The following is a 19,239-nucleotide window of genomic DNA, read 5'->3' on the forward strand; positions in this document are numbered from 1 at the left end:
GTTGAAATGCGTTCCCTTGTGGGAGCGGGCTTGCCCGCGATGACGACATGCCAGGCGATACATCTTCGGAAAGTGAAATGAAACAGAAAAAAGCCCAATGGCCCTGGCACCTGCTGACCGTGGTCGTGCTGGTTGGCCTGGCGGGCGCGTTGTACTACGCCACCTCGTTGATGTCCTACGAGTGGCGCTGGAACCGCGTGCCGCAGTACTTCGCCTATCAGGCCGAAACGTCCCAGCGCGCCGCCGACATCTCCACTGTCATTGAGCTGGTGCGCAAAGGCGATGTGGCCGAAGTCACCTTGCGCAACGACGCAGGCGCCGAGCAAAAGCTGACCGTGGCCGACAACAGCCTGCAAGTGTCACGTGGCGATGACGTGGCCGAAGGCGATGTTATTGGCGTAACCCGGCATTGGGCGCTGGGCCCGCTGATGTGGGGCTTGTGGACGACCTTGTGGTTGTCGGTGGTCTCCGGAATCCTCGGCCTGGCGATTGGCCTGGCAACCGGCTTATGCCGTTTGTCGAGCAACCCGACCTTGCGCGATCTGTCGACGATCTACGTCGAACTGGTGCGCGGTACGCCGCTGTTGGTGCAAATCTTTATTTTCTACTTCTTCATCGGCACGGTGCTCAACCTGTCCCGCGAATTCGCCGGTATTGCCGCGTTGTCGCTGTTCACCGGCGCCTATGTGGCGGAAATCGTCCGCGCCGGCGTGCAGTCCATCACCCGTGGTCAGAACGAGGCCGCCCGTTCCCTGGGGTTGAGCGCCAGCCAGTCGATGCGTCATGTGGTGTTGCCGCAAGCGTTCAAACGCGTGCTGCCGCCATTGGCTGGGCAATTTATCAGCCTGGTGAAAGACACTTCGCTGGTTTCGGTGATCGCGATTACCGAGCTGCTTAAAAGTGGTCGTGAAGTGATCACCACCTCGTTCTCGCCCTTTGAAATCCTGTTCTGTGTGGCAGGCCTGTACCTGCTGATCAACCTGCCGCTGTCGAAAATGGCCAGCCGGCTTGAGCGGAGGCTCGCGCAAAGTGATTGAAGTTCGCGATCTGGTAAAAGTCTTCGACACCCGTGGCCAAGTGGTGCGCGCCGTGGACCACGTCACCACCCGGGTAGCCAAGGGCGAAGTGCTGGTGGTGATCGGTCCTTCAGGTTCGGGCAAGTCCACGTTCCTGCGCTGCCTTAACGGCCTGGAAGAGTTCGACTCGGGCTCGGTGAGCATCGATGGCCTGCAACTGGCCGACCCGAAAACCGACGTGAATGCCTACCGTCGTGAAGTCGGCATGGTGTTCCAGCACTTCAATTTGTTCCCGCACATGACCGTGCTGGAAAACCTGTGCCTGGCGCAAAAAGTCGTGCGCAAACGCGGCAAGCAAGAGCGTGAAGCCAAGGCTTTGGCACTGTTGGAAAAGGTCGGTATCGCGCAGAAGGCCAACGAGTTTCCATCACGCTTGTCCGGCGGCCAGCAACAACGGGTAGCCATTGCCCGTGCGTTGGCCATGGAACCCAAGGTAATGCTGTTTGATGAGCCCACCTCGGCGCTGGACCCGGAAATGGTCGGCGAAGTGTTGGACGTGATGAAGACCCTGGCCCTGGAAGGCATGACCATGGTCTGCGTCACCCACGAGATGGGCTTTGCCCGTGAAGTGGCAGACCGCGTGCTGTTCTTCGACCACGGCAAATTGCTCGAAGATGCGGCCCCGGCCGAGTTCTTCGATGCGCCCAAAGACCCGCGCGCCCAAGCGTTCCTGCGCCAGGTCCTGTAATTGAAGGCCGAGCTTCCTGTGGCGAGCAAGCTCGCTCGCCACAAGGGCCGTGAGTATCAAAGCCTGAATTTGCCCACCAGCGTCTGCAAATCCAGGCTCAATCGGGTCAACTGAACACTCGCAGCGGCCGTTTCCTCACTGGCCGCAGCGGTTTGTTCGGTGACATCGCGCACCTTCAGCACACTGCGATTGATCTCTTCCGCCACCGCGCTTTGCTGCTCGGCGGCGGCGGCAATCTGCGGGTTCATTTCCTGGATGATCGACACGGTACGCGTGATCGCTGCCAAGGCATCGCCGGCATCGCGGGTCAGGCCGACGCTGTTGTCGGTCAGGCTGCGGCTGTTGTCCATGATGTCCGCGACCTGCTGGGTGCCGGTATTCAGGCCGAGAATCAAACCTTCAATTTCTTCGGCGGATTCCTGGGTGCGCTGGGCCAGGCTGCGCACTTCGTCGGCCACTACCGCAAAACCCTGGCCGGCACTGCCCGCACGCGCCGCTTCGATGGCAGCGTTCAGGGCCAGCAGGTTGGTTTGCTGGGACACTGATTTGATCACGTCGAGCACGCTGCCGATTTTCTGGCTTTCATGTTGCAGCGCAATCATCGCCTGGCTCGAGCGCGCCATCTCATGGGCCAGGTGCCCGATTTGCTCGACGGCCTGGGTCACCACTTTTTCGCCGGCGCTGGCTTCCTGGTCGGCTTCATTGGCCGCGACGGAAGCCTGCTCGGCATGCCGGGCGACCTCCTGGGCGGTGGCGAGCATTTCATTCATCGCCGTGGCCACTTGATCGGTTTCCTCCTTCTGGTCATTGACCCCGGCGCGGGTCTGCTCGGTGACGGCTGATAGCTGCGTTGCGGCACTGGCGATCTGCCGGGCGCTGTCGCCGATACCGCTGATCAGGTTGCGCAGGTTGCGGGTCATTTGCCCGATGCTCTGCTGCAACTGGCCCAGTTCATCGCGGCGGTCCTCTTGAATGTCTCGACTCAGGTCGCCGTCAGCAATGCGGTGGGCGGCGGTGAGGATCGCGCGTAAAGGCACGACTATTTGCCGCGCGATCCACCAGGCGGCCAGTACACCGAGTAGCAAGGCCGCCACGGTGACGCTCAGCAGTCGTGTGTGGGTCTGCTCGGCTTCGCTGTCACGCTTGCTGTTCTGGCCGTCACTCAGTTGATGGCTTTGCTCGCGTAAATCATTGAGTTGCTGTTCAAAGCGGTTTTGCAGGGTTTCGGTGTTGAGCTGGGCGTCCTTGAGCTTGGTCAACTGTTCGCGGTAGCTGCTCAGGTCGGCTTTGAGCAGGGCCGCGTCCACGGGCAGCGCGGTCACCGCTGCTTGTGCCACGTTCAGGGCTTCGAGCGCCTGGGTGAGTGCGTCGGTGTAGGCTTGCAGCGACTCGGCCGCCCAGGCGGGGCTTTGGGCGCGATCTTCGGCCTGCTCCATGGCCTGGCGCAGGTTTTCGATAGCATCCAGAGCCTTTTCGTCTTCCTGGTTCGGTAAGTCGCTGGCGAACTGGGCGAGAGTATCGCTGGCTTGCAACGCGGTTTTCTTGAGGGTCGGGCGGATGCTTTCGCGTTGCTCGATCAAAGCGGGCAAGGCCGCCAGCGCTGTCTTGAAGCTCGCCACCAAGCGTGTTGCTTCCTGCAGTCGCTGCAAGTCGGCCGGGTGTTTGAGGCGGCTTGAAAGGTCGGCCAGATGCTGGTCGATCTTTTCGGTCTGCGTGTTCATTTTGGCCAGGCTGCTGGCGTCCGTCAGGGTCCGGTACACGATCCTGTCGGCGCGCATGGACTCGGCGTCCAGGGCCAATTGCCCCAGGATCGCCAGGCTGTGTGAGCGATAAAGCACGTCGTTCAAGGCCTGCCAGCCGGTCGCGGCAATCAGGATGCTTAACATCAACACTTGGCCGAAACCCAGTGCGAGTTTGAGACGGACGCTGGCGTTGACCAGCAAGCGGGTCAGCCGAGGAAACATGGTGAACCTCCAAATCTGAGGAAGCATTTCGCAACAGCTGAAACGCTAAATCGATTCGAGGTTGTGGCGGGCTGATAACCGCGTAGGAAATTTCACAAGTTACGGCGGCCTTGCTCTGGCCGCCGTGTGGGGGCGGGTCAGATGCGGAAGCGCCCGACCAGAGACTGCAAATAGATCCCCAAGCGTGCCAGTTCGGCACTCGATGCGGCAGTTTCCTCACTGGCCGAGGAGGTCTGCTCAGACACGTCGCGCACATTCAACACGCTGCGGTTGATCTCTTCGGCCACAGCGCTTTGTTGCTCGGCGGCAGTGGCGATCTGCGAGTTCATCGCCTGAATGGTTGAGACCGTGCGCGTGATATTGCTCAGCGCGTTGCCGGCACGTCGGGTCAGCTCGACGCTGCTGTCGGTGAGCCCCCGGCTGTTGTCCATGATGGTCGCCACCTGCTGAGTGCCGTTTTGCAGGCCGACGATCAGCTCTTCGATCTCCTCGGTGGACTTCTGTGTGCGCTGGGCCAGGCTGCGCACCTCGTCGGCCACCACCGCGAAGCCGCGACCGGCTTCACCGGCACGCGCCGCTTCAATCGCCGCGTTCAGCGCCAGCAGGTTGGTTTGCTGGGCGACAGACTTGATCACATCGAGCACGCTGCCGATCTTGTCGCTTTCGCGCTTGAGATCGCCCATGGCCACCGTGGAATTACCGACCTCGGTAGCCAGGCGCTCAATCTGCGCGATGGCCTCACCGACTACCTTGTCGCCTTCACGGGCCTGTTGGTCCGCTGCAACGGCAGCTTCGGAGGCTTCTTCGGCGTTGCGCGCCACTTCCTGCACGGTGGCGGCCATTTCGTTCATGGCGGTGGCCACTTGGTCGGTCTCAACCTTTTGGCTGTTAACCCCGGCGCTGGTCTGTTCGGTCACGGCCGACAGTTGTTCGGCAGCGCTGGCAATCTGGGTAACACCGTCGCTGATACCGCCGATCAACTCGCGCAGGCCCAGGGTCATGCTCTGCATGGCGCGTTGCAGTTGGCCCAGCTCGTCCTGGCGGGCGGAGTTGAGGTTATGGCTCAGATCGCCCGAGGCCACACGCTCGGCGACTGTGAGGGTCTGGTTAAGCGGGATCACGATCTGGCGGGTGATAGCCCAGGCGGCGAGAATGCCGAAGATCAGCGCCAGCACGGTGGCCAGCAGCAACAGCTGTTTAGCCTGCGCGGCATCGGCATCGCGCACGGCGGTCTGGGAGGTGGTGAGTTTTTCGCTGTGCCCCAGCAGGATATCGCCTTGGGCGGTCATGATTTTCAGCGCGGCGGCGCTGGCCACTTGGGAGTCACGGTACTGGCTGACCGCGGCGCGGTAGGCTTGCAGTGACACGCCGGCCTCTTGCAGGTTGGCCTGGTATTGCTCAGGCAGCTTGCCTTGCAGGTCAGTGATTTTCTTCAGGGCATTGTCGATGGCATCCAGGGCTGGTTGCTCGGCCTCGGTCTTGCCGCTGTAGGTATAACCGCGCACCTGGAAGCGCGACTGTTGGATCAACTTGCTCAGCTCGACCACGCTGTTGAACTGCGTGACGCTGTCGCCTTGCAGCAGGCTCGCTTCGATTTCATTGATCTTGGCCACGGCGTTGTCGGCGGTGTCGCCGAGTTTGCTGCGTGCACCCTCACGCTTGAGGCCGGCCAGGACCATTGTGCCAAAGGCTTTTTTGTATTGGCCCAAGGCTTCCAGCTGTTGCTCTACCAGGGCTTTGTCGTCGGGTTGTTCAATCAGCGTTTGGGCGGTTTTGAGGCCATCGTCCAGTTGCTTCAGCAGACCGTTGACGGCATCGGTGCCTTGTTCGCCCCGGCGCATTTCAAAGTCCAGGCGCGCCAGGCGCAGGTCTTTGGTCAGGCCGTTGAGGCTGGAGATAAAGCCCAGTTTGTCGCCGCGACTGATCACGTCGCCCAAGCCGGTCCAGCCGGTGAAGGTGATCAACAGCGTCAGGATCAACACCAAGCCAAAGCCTATGCTCAGCTTGCGATTGACGCTCACATTCCCCAGTTTTTCGGCTAACCAACGATACATGCTGCGATCTCCTTTGGAACAAGGCTTGGACTTATTCAGAGGCTATCGGCAGCGTAGGAAGTTTCTGTAGGTTCTCAGAACCAATGTGGGAGCTGGCTTGCCTGCGATGCAGGCACCTCGGTACATCAGGCATACCCAGGTGATGCAATCGCAGGCAAGCCAGCTCCCACTTTTTTCGGGGCAGGTCGGTGTTCAGAACAACCGGGCGAGCAGGGCGGTCACGGCGGTTTCTACGCGCAGGATGCGCGCACCCAGTTGCACCGGTTGCAAGCCGGCCTTGGCCAACAGCTCCACTTCGTAGGGGATCCAGCCGCCTTCCGGGCCGATGGCCAGGGTCACCGGTTCGTCCAGCCCACGTGGGCAGGCCGGGTAATCGCCGGGATGGCCGATCAGGCCCAGAGTCCCTGCGGTCATGGCCGGCAGGCGGTCTTCGACGAACGGCTTGAAGCGCTTTTCGATGCTGATCTCGGGCAGCACCGTGTCCCGTGCCTGCTCCAGGCCGAGGATCAGTTGCTCGCGAACGGCCTCCGGTTCCAGGAACGGGGTTTGCCAGAAGCTTTTTTCGACCCGGTAACTGTTGACCAGCACCACCTTCGGCACGCCCATCGCCGCCACGGTTTGCAGCACCCGGCGCAGCATCTTTGGACGCGGCAGGGCCAGCAGCAGGGTCAGCGGCAGTTTGGTCGGTGGCGGCTGGTCGAAGCTCACGTGCAGCTCGGCTTCATCGGCTTCCAGGCGCAGTAATTGCGCATTGCCCATCAACCCGCCGATTCGCCCGACCCGCAGGTTGTCGCCCACCACCGCGCGGTGGACTTCCTGCATATGCACCAGGCGCCGATCACGCAGGATCACCCGGTCGGCCGCGATAAAGTCGGCCCCCTCAAGCAACAGCAGGTTCACGGGTGCGTCGCTGGCGGCTGGTCGTCGTCGACGGGTTGGTCATCCGGGTGGTCGCCACGCTTGCTGATCAGGCTGCCAAACAGGATGCCGATCTCGAACAGTATCCACATCGGCACGGCCAGCAGGGTCTGCGAGAAAATGTCCGGCGGCGTGAGGATCATGCCGACCACGAAGCAGCCGATGATCACGTAGGGGCGCACTTTCTTCAGGTATTTGACGTCGACCACGCCGATCCACACCAGCAGCACCACGGCCACCGGGATTTCGAAGGCCACGCCAAAGGCGAAGAACAGCGTCATCACGAAATCGAGGTAGCTGGTGATGTCGGTCATCATTTCGACGCCGGCCGGAGTGGCGGCGGCGAAGAATTTGAAGATCAGCGGAAACACCAGGAAATACGCGAAGGCCATGCCGGTGTAGAACAGCAGGATGCTCGACACCAGCAACGGCACCGCAATGCGCTTTTCATGCTTGTACAGGCCCGGCGCAATAAAGCCCCAGATCTGGTGCAGGATCACCGGGATCGCCAGGAACAGCGAGACCATCATGGTCAGCTTCAACGGCGTCAGGAACGGTGACGACACGTCGGTGGCGATCATCGTCGCGCCGGCCGGCAGGTACTGGCGCAAGGGCGTGGAGACGAAGGTGTAGATCTGCTGGGTAAAGGCGAACAGCCCGGCAAAGATGATGAAAATGGCCGCTACGCAACGCAGCAGGCGGGTCCGCAGCTCGGTGAGGTGCGAGACCAGCGGCATATGCTGGTCGTTTTCCGGTTTATCAGCGCTCATGGGGCTCGCGGCGGCAATGTAGGGTCATGGGGAGCGGGCGACGCTACGGGCGTCGGCGCTGGCTCAGTCGGGGCGGGCGCGGTTGGCGATGCTTCGGCGGCCGGAGCAATGCTGTTTTCGGGCACAGGTTCCACCGGTTTGGCGGGCTCCTGAACCGGCGACAGAATCTTGCGCGCCTCCTGCTCCAACGACAGGATATGTTCGTTGTGCAGCTGGCGGCGGATCTCGTCGGCGCCGATTTCCCGTTCAACTTCCTGTTTGATGGCGTTGAAACTGCGTTTCAGGCGCCCGATCCACAGGCCGGCCGTGCGTGCGGCACCGGGCAGGCGTTCCGGCCCCAGTACCAGCAAGGCCACGAGGCCGACGAGCAGCAGTTCAGAGAAGCTGATACCAAACATTAGTCAGTGCTCACGAGTCTTTGCGGGTCGGCTCTTGGACTTTTTCAGCCTGCACGTCGAAGGTACGACGCTCGGTGATCGGCTGGGTGGCCTGTGGGTGTACAGGCTGCGCCGGTGGTACCGGATTGGCCATCGGATCGGCCGGTTTTTCATCGTCGTTCATGGCTTTACGAAAGCCCTTGATCGACTCGCCCACGTCAGTGCCCAGGTTCTTGAGTTTCTTGGTGCCGAACACCAGTACCACGACCACCAGAATGACGATCCAGTGTTTCCAGTCAAAAATGCCCATGCTGCAATTCCTCTGTAAAAGTTATTCAGGCGGACGGGCGCGAGGCCTTTTCTGCATGCCCGGACAAGCCGAAGCGACGGTCCAGTTCATCCAACACGGCCTGTGGGTGCTGCCCCAGTTGGGCGAGCATGACCAGGCTATGGAACCACAAGTCTGCGGTCTCGTAGATTACATCGCTGTAATCACCGCTGATTTGCGCATCTTTGGCGGCAATAATCGTCTCGATCGACTCTTCGCCAAGTTTTTCCAGAATCTTGTTCAAGCCCTTGTGGTAAAGGCTTGCGACATAGGAGCTGTCGGCGTCCGCGCCTTTGCGGTCTTCCAGCACCTGGGCCACACGGTTCAGGGTATCGCTCATGTTCAGTGTCCTGCGGAATAAATGGCGTGCGGGTCTTTGAGCACCGGTTCCACAACCTTCCACTCGCCGTTCTCGAACACGCGATAGAAGCAGCTGTGACGGCCGGTATGGCAGGCGATATCGCCGATCTGCTCGACCTTCAGGATCACCACGTCGGCGTCACAGTCGATGCGCATCTCGTGCAGGGTCTGCACGTGCCCGGACTCTTCGCCCTTGCGCCACAGTTTGCCACGCGAACGTGACCAGTAAATGGCGCGCTGCTCAGTGGCGGTGAGGCTCAAGGCCTCGCGGTTCATCCAGGCCATCATTAATACGCGCCCGGTCTTGTAGTCCTGGGCAATGGCCGGCACCAGGCCGTCACTGTCCCACTTGATCTCGTCCAGCCAGTCTTTCATGTTCGGCTCCGGCAATTTGCGACAGTGTATAACCGGATCGGCTATCGGCGCACGATCAGATAAACACCCACGGCGACCATGATGCCAGCCGGCCAATGGCCCAGTTGGTTCAGCGGCCCGCCAATCGCCAGCATCACGCCGCCGACCAAATGGGCGGCGCCCAACAGGCGCAGGAACCAGTCGTCCTTGCGCCTGTGCCACGGCGGTGCAGGGTCTTTGGCGTGGGGCTGGGACATGCGCTCCAGCAGGTCGCGGGTCATGTTGGCCAGGTGCGGCAGTTGTTCGAACTGGCTGTGCAGGTTGCCCAGCAGGGTTTTCGGGCTGACGCGCTCGCGCATCCAGCGTTCCAGGAACGGCTGCGCGGTGTTCCACAAGTCCAGGTCCGGGTACAGCTGGCGGCCCAGGCCTTCAATGTTGAGCAAGGTTTTTTGCAGCAGTACCAGCTGCGGCTGCACTTCCATATTGAAGCGCCGCGCGGTCTGGAACAGACGCATCAGCACCTGGCCGAAGGAAATATCTTTTAACGGTTTTTCAAAGATCGGCTCGCACACCGTGCGGATCGCGGCTTCGAATTCGTTGAGCTTGGTTTCGGCTGGCACCCAGCCCGAATCGATGTGCAGCTGCGCCACGCGGCGGTAATCGCGCTTGAAAAAGGCGAACAGGTTGCGTGCCAGGTAATCCTGGTCTTCCGGGGTCAGGCTGCCGACGATGCCGCAGTCGATCGCAATGTATTGCGGGCTCCACGGGTTGACGGTGCTGACGAAAATGTTGCCCGGGTGCATGTCGGCGTGGAAGAAGCTGTCGCGAAACACCTGGGTGAAGAAGATTTCCACGCCGCGCTCGGCAAGCATCTTCATGTCGGTGCGCTGGTCGGCAAGAGTGGCGAGGTCGGTGACCTGCACGCCGTAGATGCGCTCCATCACCAGCACTTTGGGACGGCACCAGTCCCAATACACCTGCGGCACGTACAGCAGCGCTGAACCTTCGAAGTTGCGTTTGAGCTGGCTGGCGTTGGCCGCTTCGCGCAGTAGGTCGAGTTCGTCGTAGATGGTCTTTTCGTAGTCGGCAACCACGTCCACCGGATGCAGCAGGCGCGCATCGGCGGAGAAACGTTCGGCGGCGCGGGCGAGGATAAACAGCCACGCCAGGTCCTGGCCGATGATCGGCTTGAGGCCGGGGCGGATGACCTTTACCACCACTTCTTCGCCGGTCTTCAATTGTGCGGCATGCACCTGCGCCACCGAGGCCGAGGCCAGTGGCTCGACGTCGAAACGGCTGAACACCTCGCTGATCTTCTTGCCCAGTTGTTCTTCGATCAGCTTCATCGACTGCTGGGAATCAAACGGCGGCACGCGATCCTGCAACAGCATCAGCTCGTCGGCAATGTCTTCGGGCAGCAAATCGCGGCGTGTCGAGAGGATCTGCCCAAACTTGATAAAGATCGGCCCCAGGTCCTGCAACGCCAGGCGCAGGCGCGCGCCACGGCTCAGTTCCAGCGGTTTGCGCGGGAACCAGCGCCACGGCAACACATAGCGCACGGCCAGCAAAAACCACGGCAACGGCAGGGCGAACAGCAGGTCATCGAGGCGGTAGCGGATTACGACGCGCTGGATACGAAACAAACGGCGGACGGCGAGCAGCTTCATGCGTTATCGCTTGGATCAAGGGAACGGCTCAGGCGCTCGAAGCGTGCCTCAAGGCGTTCCAGGTCGATTTTGGCCTTGTCGAGTTCGCGAAAGCGCGCTTGCGCTTCCCGTTCTCCGACCAGGGTGCGCGATTCTTCGCTCAGGTATTCGGCGAGGTTCTGGTTGAGGCTGGCGAACCCTTGCTGGTACCAGCGCGAGCGGCTGCGCAGGTGCCCGCTGATCAGTTGGGTGGCCACCGGACCAATCCAGCGTGACAGCTCGTATTCCCAATCCAGTTCCAGGTCTTGCAGCACGGCGGCCAGGTCCATCAGCACGGCGCTGTCGCCTTCCAGCTCCACGTCGGGGCTGTGCAGGATCGCGGTCTTGTTGCGGCTTAGCGCCAGGTGCAACAGGCTCGAGGCGGGTGCGCGCAGGGTGCAGTCGGCCTCGGCGGCCCAATCGCCGGCGAGCAGCAGGCCTTCATCGCTGGGCAGGATAAACAGCTGCAGGGCGGGGCTGGTGCAATCGACGGCAATAACCTTGCCGTTCAAGTGCGCAAGCCGCGCCAGGGCGGTGCTGTCCAGGCGCAGGACACGGTTGATGCCGTGTTCGACGCTGGCGAGGAGGCCTGCGAACAGCATCAGGGCTTGATGCCGCGGTGCAGGGCGACGATGCCTGAGGTCATGTTGTGGTAGGTCACGCGGTCGAAACCGGCTTCTACCATCATCGACTTCAGGGTTTCCTGGTCGGGGTGCATGCGGATCGATTCGGCCAGGTAGCGGTAGCTTTCGGCGTCATTGGTGATCAGCTTGCCCATCAGCGGCATGAAGGCGAACGAGTAGGTGTCGTAGACCTTGGACATCAGCGCGTTGGTCGGCTTGGAGAACTCCAGCACCAACAGGCGGCCGCCCGGCTTGAGTACGCGCAGCATCGAGCGGATGGCGTCCTCTTTATGGGTCACGTTGCGCAGGCCGAAGGCGATGGTCACGCAGTCGAAATGGTTGTCCGGGAACGGCAGCTTTTCCGCATCGGCCTGGACGAACTCGATATTGCCGGCCACACCTTTATCCAGCAGGCGATCACGGCCGACCTTGAGCATCGAACCGTTGATGTCCGCCAGCACGACCTGGCCGGTCGGGCCAACCAGCTTGGAGAACTTGGCCGCCAGATCGCCCGTGCCGCCGGCGATGTCGAGCACGCGGTTGCCGGTGCGTACACCCGACAACTCGATGGTGAAGCGCTTCCACAGGCGGTGCATGCCGCCCGAGAGTACGTCGTTCATCAGGTCGTACTTGGCCGCAACGGAGTGGAACACCTCAGCGACTTTTTCCGCTTTCTGGCTTTCCGGAACGTTCTTGAAGCCGAAGTGAGTGGTGGGTTCGGCATCGCTGCCTTTGCGCTGATCAGTCATATCGCTGTCACCAAAAGAGAATGCGGGACATGATAATCCCCACCGCCTGCTTTGTCTTGGCAAGGCTGAAGGTAAGATAGGTGTTCATCGAGACCTTTTGCCGCATGGCAGGTGTTCTGAGTCGATATAAAGAGGAGTCATTGCAATGGCCCGTATTACCGTTGAGCGTGCACATTCCCTGGGTAAAGAAGGCGCGCGCGCGAAGGCCGAGAAGTTGGCGCACAAACTCAAGGAGCAATATGGCCTGGAGTCATCGTGGTCGGGCGATAGCCTGAACCTCAAGCGTTCGGGGGTTAAAGGCACGGTGTTAGTCGCCGATGAATCGCTGCGCATTGATGTTGAATTGGGCCTGTTGATGTCGGCCATGAGCGGCACCATCAAGTCTGAAATCGAGAAAGCCCTGGATAAGGCGCTGGCCTGATCAATGTGTTCTTAGGGTGCCGATTCTAATTTTCCAGCCTACTTTGTGCCCAAGCCCTCAACTCCTGCGGGCCGTTCCTCGACCCTAATCTGCGTGAGGTGCACCATGGCCAAAGTTATTTTGAAGAAAAAAATCGACCTTCAGTCCACTGCCCTGAGTGACGTTAAAAGCTACGCCCGCAAGATCTGGCTGGCAGGACTTGGCGCCTATGCCAAGGTCGGCAGCGAAGGCGGCGAGTACTTCAAAGAGCTGGTTAAGACCGGTCAACATGTTGAAAGTAAAGGCAAAAAAGTTGTGGTTGAACAACTTGATGCTGCCAACAGTCAGATTGACCAAGTAAAGAGTAATGTCTCCAGCGTCAAAGGTTTGGTTGAAGTTCAACTGGATAAAGTTGAAAAAGCTTTTGACACGCGTGTTGCAAGTGCCTTGAATCGAATCGGCATTGCGTCTAAACATGACGTGGAGACACTCTCTGCTAAGCTCGAAGAGCTGACGACATTGCTAGAACGTGTCGCGCGTAAACACTAAGGAGACATCGGGATGGCTGTTAAAAAGACTACTCAGAAAGAAGGCAGCTCGTGGATCGGGGAGGTTGAAAAATATTCCCGTAAGATCTGGCTTGCTGGTTTAGGCGTGTACTCGAAGGTTAGCAGTGACGGCGGCAAATACTTCGAGACATTGGTCAAGGACGGCGAAAAGGCCGAGAAGTTGACCAAGACCACGGTTGGTAAAAAAGTTGAAGCGGCCAAGGCCACTGCCGGCTCTGCCAAGTCGAGCATTTCTGACACTTGGGGCAAGTTGGAAGAAACCTTCGACAAGCGTCTCAACAGTGCCATTTCGCGACTGGGCGTGCCCAGCAAAGCGGAACTGAAGACGCTGCACAGCAAGGTCGATACCCTGACCAAGCAAATCGAAAAACTCACCGGCGCTAAAGTGGCTCCAGCCAAAACCGCCGCCGCTAAACCGGCTGCCAAGCCTGCGGCTAAAACTGCGGCTGCTAAACCGGCTGCCAAAACCGCCGCCAAGCCTCTGGTTAAAGCGGCCGCCAAGCCAGCTGCCAAACCTGCGGCCAAGGCCCCGGCTAAAGCTGCGGCAAAACCCGCTGCAAAAACCGCAGCTGCCAAACCGGCTGCCAAGCCTGCAGCAAAACCCGTGGCCGCTAAAGCCGCTGCCAAGCCTGCGGCAAAGCCGGCTGCCAAAGCAGCAGCAAAACCAGCGGCTAAAACCGCCGCTGCCAAACCTGCTGCCAAGCCGGCCACTGCGAAACCTGCAGCCAAGCCAGCCGCCGCTAAAGCCGCTGCCAAGCCTGCTGCAGCAAAACCTGTGGCTGCCAAGCCTGCGGCAAAACCTGCCGCCGCGAAGAAGCCAGCAGTAGCCAAGAAGCCAGCAGCGTCCAAACCTGCTGTTGCGGCCAAGCCTGCAACTCCAGCGCCAACCGCTTCTACAGCCAATTCGGTGTCCGCACCGACACATGCTCCTGCCGCCCCGACTGCAACGCCGGTAACCCCGACGCCATCCAGTCAGTCCTGATTTTTTCAGGGCACAAAAAACGCCCGGCCTGTGAAGGTCGGGCGTTTTTTTATGGACGTCTCATATACACCGCATTTCCAATGTGGGAGCGGGCTTGCCCGCGATGGCGGAGTGTCAGCCACCCAGGTATTGGCTGATAAATTGCTATCGCGGGCAAGCCCGCTCCCACATTTTTAATCGATATCATCCAGGTATTTGAGCGCAAACCGCTCAGTTGCCTGCCGCGCCGGCAATAGCAGATGCGGCGCCACCAGCATCATCACCTGGTACACCACCACCCGCACCTCGCCTTCACGGTCGAGAATCCGTTGGTAGTCCAGGGAAAACAGCAGGGTCATGGTGATCTGTTCCACCAATTGCCCCAGTGCCTGGGTGTCACTGACCAACTGTCCCGCTGCCTTCAGGCGCGCAAGCAGTGAAGCCAGGGTGCGCTTGAGCGCCGTGAGCAAGTTGCGAATGCCCTTGGCCAGCTTTGGCAGGCGCCCGGCCAGGTTCGACAGGTCCTGGAACAGGAACCGGTAGTGGGCCATGCGCTCGATGATCAGGTGCAGGAACAGCCAGTAATCTTCGGGTTTGAGTTGCGCATCTGCCGGCGGGTCGAGCAGCGGCGCCAGTTCATTCTGGAAACGCTCGAACAACCCGAGCACCAAGGGCTCCTTGCCATGGAAATGGTAATAAAGGTTGCCGGGGCTGATCCCCATTTCATTGGCCACCTCCATGGTCGACACGTTCGGTTCGCCCTTGTGGTTGAACAACTGCAGGGCACATTCAAGGATACGGTCGCGGGTCTTCATCCAGTCTTCTTAATGTGATCGTTGAGCTCAGCGCACCCGCACGTAAGTGCCTGGCGCCGCTTCCATCGGTGGGTAATTCTGGTTGCCCAGGGCGGTGAGTGTTTCGCGTTGCACGCCCGAACGTTGCTGGATCCACGCAAGCCACTGCGGCCACCAGCTGCCTTCGACGTGACTGGCGTCGTAGTACCAGGCACGCGGGTCGCTGCTCAGCTTGGGGTTCTCGACGTAGTTGGCCTTGGGGTTGCCCGGCGGGTTGAGGATGCTCTGGATATGCCCGCTGTTGGACAGCACAAAGCGCCGCTCGCCGCCCAGCAGTTGCGTGGAGCGATACACCGCGTCCCACGGCGTGATGTGGTCGTTGATCCCGGCCACGCTGAAGCTGTCCACTGTGACCTTCTGCAGGTCGATGGGCGTGCCGCACACCTCAAGGCCACCCGGATGGCTGAGCGGGTTGTGCTTGAAGAAGTCCAGCAGGTCGCCATGCAACGCGGCGGGCAGGCGCGTGTTGTCGTTGTTCCAGTAGAGGATGTCGAACGCCGGCGGTTCTTTGCCCAGCAGGTAATTATTGATCCAGTAATTCCAGATCAGATCGTTGGGGCGCATCCAGGCGAAGACCTTGGCCATGTCGCGACCCTCCAGCACGCCTTGCTGGTAGGAGCGGCGCTTGGCGGCCTCCAGGGTCTGTTCATCGGCAAACAAGGTGGCGGGGCTGTCGATCTGGCTGTCCAGCAGGCTCACCAGGTAACTGGCGCTGGAGATGCGCCGCAGCTGGCGCTTGGCTTGCAGGTGGCCTTGCAGCGCGGCGATGGTCAAGCCACCGGCGCAGGCGCCCATCAGGTTGACCTCACGGGCACCGGTGATTGCCCGGCACACGTTCAGCGCTTCCTCCAGCGCCGCCACATAGGTGGACAGGCCCCACTCGCGGTGACGCACATCCGGGTTGCGCCAGCTGACCATAAACGTCTGCAGGCCGTTTTTCAGGGCGTACTGCACAAAGCTGTTGGCGGGGCTGAGATCGAAGATGTAGTACTTGTTGATTTGCGGCGGCACGATCAGCAACGGCTTGGCGTACTGCTTTTCGCTCATGGGCTTGTACTGGATCAGTTCCAGCAGCTCGTTGCGAAACACCACGGAGCCCGCGGTCGTTGCCACCGTTTTGCCCACTTCAAAAGCGTGTTTGCTGACCTGGCTGGGCAGGCCGTTGTTGTGCAACAAATCGTTAAACAAATTACTCACGCCGCGCACCACACTGTTGCCGCCGGAGTTGAGCAGCTCCTTGATGGCCAGCGGGTTGAGCAAGGTGTTGGAGGGCGAGACGGCATCGTTGATCAGCGAGAAGGCAAAGTGCGCGCGGGCGCGGTCATCGGCGCTCATCGAGCTGTCGTCGATCCAGTGACGCGTTTGTTTCTGCCAGCTCAAATAGGCTTGCAGGCTGCGCCGGTACAGCGGATTAAGCGTCCAGGTGGGGTCGGCGAAGCGGCTGTCAGCGGGGTTGGGGGCCTGTACGGTTTCACCCAGCAGCACGCGACCGAGTTGGCCGCCCAAGGCCAGGGCGTGCCGAGCGGTGTACAGCGGGTTGCGCAAGCCATGGTTGGCGACACTGCGCAGGGTCGCCAGCAAATCGCGGCCCCGCAGGCCACTGATCGCATTTTGCGCGTTGATGAACGCGGCTGGGGTGGGCGCCGGGTTCGTCACGGGTCTTTCTCGCATGAGCCAACACTCCTTCGTCAAGCCATCAACAGGCACGCCAATTCAGAACCATAGTCGGTTCCTGGCAAGTTGCGCGGCGGCGTAGTCCTTACACCGCTGGTCGAGGGTGAATCACCGCACGCAGGCGCTCCTCTTCAAGAAACTTCATGATGATCGGCGCCACGGCTTCGGCGCGGGTGATCAGGAACAAGTGGCCATCATCGATGATGTGCAACTGTGCGTTGGGAATGCGCCAGGCGAGCATGCGCATATTGATCAGCGGGATCAGCGGGTCGTCGTCGCCGGCCAGCACCAGCGTCGGCTGGCGGATCTTGTGCAGCCAGTGAATGCTGGTCCAGCCAAGGCCCGCAAACAGCTGCCAGTAGTAACCGAGCTTGCCCGCCGAGCGCACCTTGCTGGCGTGTTCGGCGGCCAGTTTGGAGTCGCGGCGGAACGAGCCGCCATAAATCATCGGTGCAATTCGCACCACGTGGGACGGTTGGATATAGCGCCTGGGGCTTGCCATCAGCCATAGCACCTTGGGTTTGCCCGGCACCATAAAGGCCCCGGCTGCCGTCGCCGCCAGGATCAGTTTTTTGCAGCGCTCGGGGTAGTCATAGGCAAACTGCTGCGCCAACGCGCCGCCCCAGGACACACCCACCGCATTCACCTGGCCATAGTCCAGGTAATCGAGCATGCGTGCGGTGAGCTTGGCCAGACCGGGAAAGCGATAGGGCACGCTGGGTGTGGAAGACCCCCCCACACCTGGCACATCGAAGGCGATCACTTCCAGGTCCGGGTCCAGCGCCTGGACGAACGGAAACACCAGCTCAAGGTTGGCGCCGATGCCGTTGAAGATCAGCAACGGCGTCAAGTGAGGCTTGCCCGGGCGTACCGCCGTACGGATGGTCTGGCCATCCAGGTCGATGGTACGGAAGATGAACGGTTGCGGCATGCTCAAGCCCTGTGAAGTGGCGCTATTTGTCTGGAAAAACTCGGTTCCTGTGGGAGCTGGCTTGCCTGCGATAGCAATCTTTCAGTTAGCTCATCATCTAGCTGGCCCACCGCTATCGCAGGCAAGCCAGCTCCCACATTGATCGCATTTCTACCGCAAAATCTGCTTATCGTTCGTGCACATAAGTACCCGGTGCCGCCTCAGCTGCGGCATAGGCTTTGTTACCCAGGCTTGTAGGTGCTTTCTTCAGTTTGCCCGCCCGCTCGGCCTGCCACGCCTGCCAATGCAGCCACCATGAGTCAGTGTGCTTGGTGGCATTCTCCTGCCACTCCAGCGGCTTGCCCGCCAAACCATCGCTGGTCTGGTAACGCGCCTTGGGGTTGCCTGGCGGGTTGAGGATGCTCTGGATATGCCCGCTGCTGGACAACACAAACTCCACTTTGCCACCAAACAGCTGCGCCGATTTGTAGCACGACTGCCACGGCGTGATGTGGTCGTTGGTGCCGGCCAGGGAATAGATATCGGCGGTCACCTGCTTGAGGTCGATCGGCGTGCCGCACACTTCCAGGGCATTGGCGCGCACCAGCGGGTTGTTCTTGAACAGCTCAATCAAATCGCCATGGAAGGCGGCCGGCAAACGTGTGGTGTCGTTGTTCCAGAACAGGATGTCGAACACCGGCGGCTCGTTGCCGAGCAGGTAGTTATTGACCCAGTAGTTCCAGATCAGGTCGTTGGGGCGCATCCAGGCGAAGACCTTGGCCATGTCGCGGCCCTCCAGCACACCGGCCTGGTAAGAATGGCGCTTGGCGGCTTCCAGGGTCTGTTCGTCGACAAACAGCGCCACCTGGGTGTCCAGGGTGGTGTCCAGCACACTCACCAGCAAGGTCAGGGCGTTGACCTTCTTCTCGCCCAGCGCCGCGTAGTGGCCCAGCAGGGCGGTGCAGGTGATGCCGCCCGAGCAGGCGCCGAGCATGTTCACGTCTTTGCTGCCGGTAATCGCCGTGACCACATCGACCGCTTCCTTGAGCGCCTCGATATAGGTCGACAGGCCCCACTCGCGCTGCGCCTTGGTCGGGTTGCGCCAGCTGACGATAAACGTCTGCTGGCCATTGCGCAGGCAGAAACGCGCCAGGCTCTTCTCCGGGCTCAGGTCGAATACATAGAATTTGTTGATCTGCGGCGGCACCACCAGCAGTGGGCGCTCGTGCACCTGCTCGGTGATGGGCTTGTACTGGATCAGCTCCAGCACGTCATTGCGAAACACCACGGCGCCTTCAGTGGTGCCCAGGGTCTTGCCGACTTCGAAGGCGCCCATGTTGACCTGGCTGGGCATGCCGCCGTTGTGCACCATGTCTTTGGCCAAGTGGGACAGGCCATCAAGCAGGCTTTTGCCGCCGGTTTCAAAGAAGCGCTTGACCGCCGCCGGGTTGGCCGCGCTGTTGGTGGGGGCCATGGCTTCGGTCATCAGGTTGATCACGAAGTGGCCGCGGCTGATGTCCTGTTCCGACAGGTTACTGTCGCCGATCCAGTCGTGCAGTTCCTTGCGCCACGCCAGGTAAGTTTGCAGGTAACGCTTATAGAGCGGGTTCTGGCTCCACGCCGGGTCGTTGAAGCGACGGTCATCGCCTTCGGGGGCCAGTGCGGATTTGCCGAACATCACGTTCTTCAATTCCACGCCAAAATGCGCGACGTGTTTGACGCTGTGCAACGGTTGCTTGATGGCTTGGGTCAGTACCATCTTCGCTGAGGCCAATAAATCCTTTTTGCGTAACGCGATGATCGGGTTCAGCCCCAGGGTGTTTTCCGAGGCCTGGCGTTTCAAGTCATCGTTATTCTTGTTACTCATCTACGACGCTCCATTGTCCGAAAGACGAGTACCGGCGATTGCTGCGCACCCAATTTCG

20 protein-coding genes and 1 pseudogene are annotated in these 19,239 nt (G+C 60.5%); 5 read left to right on the plus strand and 16 right to left on the minus strand.

Features of this window, described 5'->3' with window-relative positions; all coding sequences use genetic code 11:
• The first annotated feature begins 77 nt into the window (after nt 1–77).
• Both HX790_RS14550 and HX790_RS14555 read left to right on the plus strand, forming a co-directional pair.
• Nucleotides 78–1,037 carry an amino acid ABC transporter permease gene (locus tag HX790_RS14550; protein ID WP_017138598.1) on the plus strand — a complete coding sequence of 320 codons (960 nt, stop codon included), beginning with the start codon at nt 78–80 and terminating at the stop codon, nt 1,035–1,037.
• Nucleotides 1,030–1,764: an amino acid ABC transporter ATP-binding protein gene (locus tag HX790_RS14555; RefSeq protein WP_176991724.1), complete on the plus strand. Its 735-nt coding sequence runs from the start codon at nt 1,030–1,032 to the stop codon at nt 1,762–1,764. The genes HX790_RS14550 and HX790_RS14555 overlap by 8 nt, the downstream gene beginning before the upstream one ends.
• A 56-nt stretch (nt 1,765–1,820) precedes the next feature.
• Here the strand turns inward: HX790_RS14555 and HX790_RS14560 are convergent, their stop codons facing one another.
• From HX790_RS14560 to ubiE, 12 genes and pseudogenes are all read right to left on the minus strand, one after another.
• Nucleotides 1,821–3,728 (minus strand): methyl-accepting chemotaxis protein, encoded by a 1,908-nt coding sequence (locus tag HX790_RS14560; RefSeq protein WP_017138596.1) that lies wholly within the window; start codon nt 3,726–3,728, stop codon nt 1,821–1,823.
• Nucleotides 3,729–3,865: 137 nt separating this feature from the next.
• Nucleotides 3,866–4,738 carry a methyl-accepting chemotaxis protein gene (locus HX790_RS29860; protein WP_370589464.1) on the minus strand — a complete coding sequence of 291 codons (873 nt, stop codon included), beginning with the start codon at nt 4,736–4,738 and terminating at the stop codon, nt 3,866–3,868.
• Nucleotides 4,724–5,782: pseudogene (locus HX790_RS29865) on the minus strand (methyl-accepting chemotaxis protein); the annotation flags it as partial. The pseudogene HX790_RS29865 and the gene HX790_RS29860, both read right to left, overlap by 15 nt.
• A gap of 192 nt (nt 5,783–5,974) precedes the next feature.
• Nucleotides 5,975–6,682 carry a 16S rRNA (uracil(1498)-N(3))-methyltransferase gene (locus HX790_RS14570; RefSeq protein WP_017138594.1) on the minus strand — a complete coding sequence of 236 codons (708 nt, stop codon included), beginning with the start codon at nt 6,680–6,682 and terminating at the stop codon, nt 5,975–5,977.
• The gene (gene tatC, locus HX790_RS14575; RefSeq protein WP_176991726.1) at nt 6,679–7,470 is read right to left on the minus strand and encodes a twin-arginine translocase subunit TatC; all 792 of its coding nucleotides are present in this window, start codon (nt 7,468–7,470) and stop codon (nt 6,679–6,681) included. The genes HX790_RS14570 and tatC overlap by 4 nt, the downstream gene beginning before the upstream one ends.
• Nucleotides 7,467–7,868 (minus strand): Sec-independent protein translocase protein TatB, encoded by a 402-nt coding sequence (gene tatB / locus HX790_RS14580; RefSeq protein WP_017138592.1) that lies wholly within the window; start codon nt 7,866–7,868, stop codon nt 7,467–7,469. Before tatB ends, tatC begins: the two co-directional genes overlap by 4 nt.
• 10 nt (nt 7,869–7,878) lie before the next feature.
• Complete coding sequence (locus HX790_RS14585) at nt 7,879–8,157, minus strand: twin-arginine translocase TatA/TatE family subunit (protein WP_056860633.1); 279 nt, start codon at nt 8,155–8,157, stop codon at nt 7,879–7,881.
• A gap of 25 nt (nt 8,158–8,182) precedes the next feature.
• A complete protein-coding gene (locus HX790_RS14590; RefSeq protein ID WP_017138590.1) occupies nt 8,183–8,515 on the minus strand; it encodes a phosphoribosyl-ATP diphosphatase in 333 nt (110 codons plus the stop codon).
• A 2-nt stretch (nt 8,516–8,517) separates the two neighbouring features.
• Entirely contained in the window at nt 8,518–8,910 is a 393-nt protein-coding gene (gene hisI / locus HX790_RS14595; protein WP_012721796.1) for a phosphoribosyl-AMP cyclohydrolase, read from the minus strand.
• Nucleotides 8,911–8,951: 41 nt separating this feature from the next.
• Nucleotides 8,952–10,556 (minus strand): ubiquinone biosynthesis regulatory protein kinase UbiB, encoded by a 1,605-nt coding sequence (gene ubiB / locus HX790_RS14600; RefSeq protein ID WP_017138588.1) that lies wholly within the window; start codon nt 10,554–10,556, stop codon nt 8,952–8,954.
• Nucleotides 10,553–11,176 carry an SCP2 domain-containing protein gene (locus HX790_RS14605; RefSeq protein WP_017138587.1) on the minus strand — a complete coding sequence of 208 codons (624 nt, stop codon included), beginning with the start codon at nt 11,174–11,176 and terminating at the stop codon, nt 10,553–10,555. Before HX790_RS14605 ends, ubiB begins: the two co-directional genes overlap by 4 nt.
• Entirely contained in the window at nt 11,176–11,946 is a 771-nt protein-coding gene (ubiE, locus tag HX790_RS14610) for a bifunctional demethylmenaquinone methyltransferase/2-methoxy-6-polyprenyl-1,4-benzoquinol methylase UbiE (protein ID WP_003171186.1), read from the minus strand. Before ubiE ends, HX790_RS14605 begins: the two co-directional genes overlap by 1 nt.
• A gap of 145 nt (nt 11,947–12,091) precedes the next feature.
• On the opposite strand from ubiE, the gene HX790_RS14615 reads away from it, so the two are divergent.
• The 3 genes from HX790_RS14615 (at nt 12,092) to HX790_RS14625 (ending at nt 13,897) form a co-directional block, all read left to right on the plus strand.
• Nucleotides 12,092–12,367 (plus strand): polyhydroxyalkanoic acid system family protein, encoded by a 276-nt coding sequence (locus HX790_RS14615; RefSeq protein ID WP_017138585.1) that lies wholly within the window; start codon nt 12,092–12,094, stop codon nt 12,365–12,367.
• A 105-nt stretch (nt 12,368–12,472) separates the two neighbouring features.
• Nucleotides 12,473–12,895, plus strand: coding sequence for a phasin family protein (locus HX790_RS14620; protein WP_017138584.1), 423 nt, complete (start codon nt 12,473–12,475; stop codon nt 12,893–12,895).
• A 12-nt stretch (nt 12,896–12,907) separates the two neighbouring features.
• Complete coding sequence (locus HX790_RS14625; protein ID WP_017138583.1) at nt 12,908–13,897, plus strand: phasin family protein; 990 nt, start codon at nt 12,908–12,910, stop codon at nt 13,895–13,897.
• Nucleotides 13,898–14,070: 173 nt separating this feature from the next.
• On the opposite strand, the gene HX790_RS14630 is transcribed toward HX790_RS14625, so the two are convergent.
• The 4 genes from HX790_RS14630 to phaC (HX790_RS14645) all read right to left on the minus strand — a co-directional run bounded on the left by HX790_RS14630 (nt 14,071) and on the right by phaC (HX790_RS14645) (nt 19,181).
• Entirely contained in the window at nt 14,071–14,691 is a 621-nt protein-coding gene (locus HX790_RS14630; RefSeq protein WP_017138582.1) for a TetR/AcrR family transcriptional regulator, read from the minus strand.
• Nucleotides 14,692–14,718: 27 nt separating this feature from the next.
• A complete protein-coding gene (phaC, locus tag HX790_RS14635) occupies nt 14,719–16,401 on the minus strand; it encodes a class II poly(R)-hydroxyalkanoic acid synthase (protein ID WP_017138581.1) in 1,683 nt (560 codons plus the stop codon).
• An 88-nt stretch (nt 16,402–16,489) separates the two neighbouring features.
• Nucleotides 16,490–17,335: a poly(3-hydroxyalkanoate) depolymerase gene (phaZ, locus tag HX790_RS14640; RefSeq protein ID WP_017138580.1), complete on the minus strand. Its 846-nt coding sequence runs from the start codon at nt 17,333–17,335 to the stop codon at nt 16,490–16,492.
• 166 nt (nt 17,336–17,501) lie between these two features.
• Nucleotides 17,502–19,181 (minus strand): class II poly(R)-hydroxyalkanoic acid synthase, encoded by a 1,680-nt coding sequence (gene phaC / locus HX790_RS14645; RefSeq protein WP_099549478.1) that lies wholly within the window; start codon nt 19,179–19,181, stop codon nt 17,502–17,504.
• Between the last annotated feature and the right edge of the window lie 58 nt (nt 19,182–19,239).

The sequence above is a fragment of the Pseudomonas sp. IPO3747 genome (genome assembly GCF_013385245.1).
Taxonomy (GTDB): Bacteria; Pseudomonadota; Gammaproteobacteria; order Pseudomonadales; family Pseudomonadaceae; genus Aquipseudomonas; species Aquipseudomonas edaphica.

What these genes read in the sequence shown, in the direction of transcription:
- HX790_RS14550 (WP_017138598.1), top strand. Translation starts at nt 78, where the DNA reads ATGAAACAGAAAAAAGCCCAATGGCCCTGGCACCTGCTGACCGTGGTC.
- HX790_RS14560 (WP_017138596.1), bottom strand. Translation starts at nt 3,728, where the DNA reads ATGTTTCCTCGGCTGACCCGCTTGCTGGTCAACGCCAGCGTCCGTCTC.
- HX790_RS29860 (WP_370589464.1), bottom strand. Translation starts at nt 4,738, where the DNA reads ATGCAGAGCATGACCCTGGGCCTGCGCGAGTTGATCGGCGGTATCAGC.
- tatC (WP_176991726.1), bottom strand. Translation starts at nt 7,470, where the DNA reads ATGAGCGCTGATAAACCGGAAAACGACCAGCATATGCCGCTGGTCTCG.
- tatB (WP_017138592.1), bottom strand. Translation starts at nt 7,868, where the DNA reads ATGTTTGGTATCAGCTTCTCTGAACTGCTGCTCGTCGGCCTCGTGGCC.
- HX790_RS14585 (WP_056860633.1), bottom strand. Translation starts at nt 8,157, where the DNA reads ATGGGCATTTTTGACTGGAAACACTGGATCGTCATTCTGGTGGTCGTG.
- HX790_RS14590 (WP_017138590.1), bottom strand. Translation starts at nt 8,515, where the DNA reads ATGAGCGATACCCTGAACCGTGTGGCCCAGGTGCTGGAAGACCGCAAA.
- hisI (WP_012721796.1), bottom strand. Translation starts at nt 8,910, where the DNA reads ATGAAAGACTGGCTGGACGAGATCAAGTGGGACAGTGACGGCCTGGTG.
- ubiB (WP_017138588.1), bottom strand. Translation starts at nt 10,556, where the DNA reads ATGAAGCTGCTCGCCGTCCGCCGTTTGTTTCGTATCCAGCGCGTCGTA.
- HX790_RS14605 (WP_017138587.1), bottom strand. Translation starts at nt 11,176, where the DNA reads ATGCTGTTCGCAGGCCTCCTCGCCAGCGTCGAACACGGCATCAACCGT.
- ubiE (WP_003171186.1), bottom strand. Translation starts at nt 11,946, where the DNA reads ATGACTGATCAGCGCAAAGGCAGCGATGCCGAACCCACCACTCACTTC.
- HX790_RS14615 (WP_017138585.1), top strand. Translation starts at nt 12,092, where the DNA reads ATGGCCCGTATTACCGTTGAGCGTGCACATTCCCTGGGTAAAGAAGGC.
- HX790_RS14620 (WP_017138584.1), top strand. Translation starts at nt 12,473, where the DNA reads ATGGCCAAAGTTATTTTGAAGAAAAAAATCGACCTTCAGTCCACTGCC.
- HX790_RS14625 (WP_017138583.1), top strand. Translation starts at nt 12,908, where the DNA reads ATGGCTGTTAAAAAGACTACTCAGAAAGAAGGCAGCTCGTGGATCGGG.
- HX790_RS14630 (WP_017138582.1), bottom strand. Translation starts at nt 14,691, where the DNA reads ATGAAGACCCGCGACCGTATCCTTGAATGTGCCCTGCAGTTGTTCAAC.
- phaC (WP_017138581.1), bottom strand. Translation starts at nt 16,401, where the DNA reads ATGCGAGAAAGACCCGTGACGAACCCGGCGCCCACCCCAGCCGCGTTC.
- phaZ (WP_017138580.1), bottom strand. Translation starts at nt 17,335, where the DNA reads ATGCCGCAACCGTTCATCTTCCGTACCATCGACCTGGATGGCCAGACC.
- phaC (WP_099549478.1), bottom strand. Translation starts at nt 19,181, where the DNA reads ATGAGTAACAAGAATAACGATGACTTGAAACGCCAGGCCTCGGAAAAC.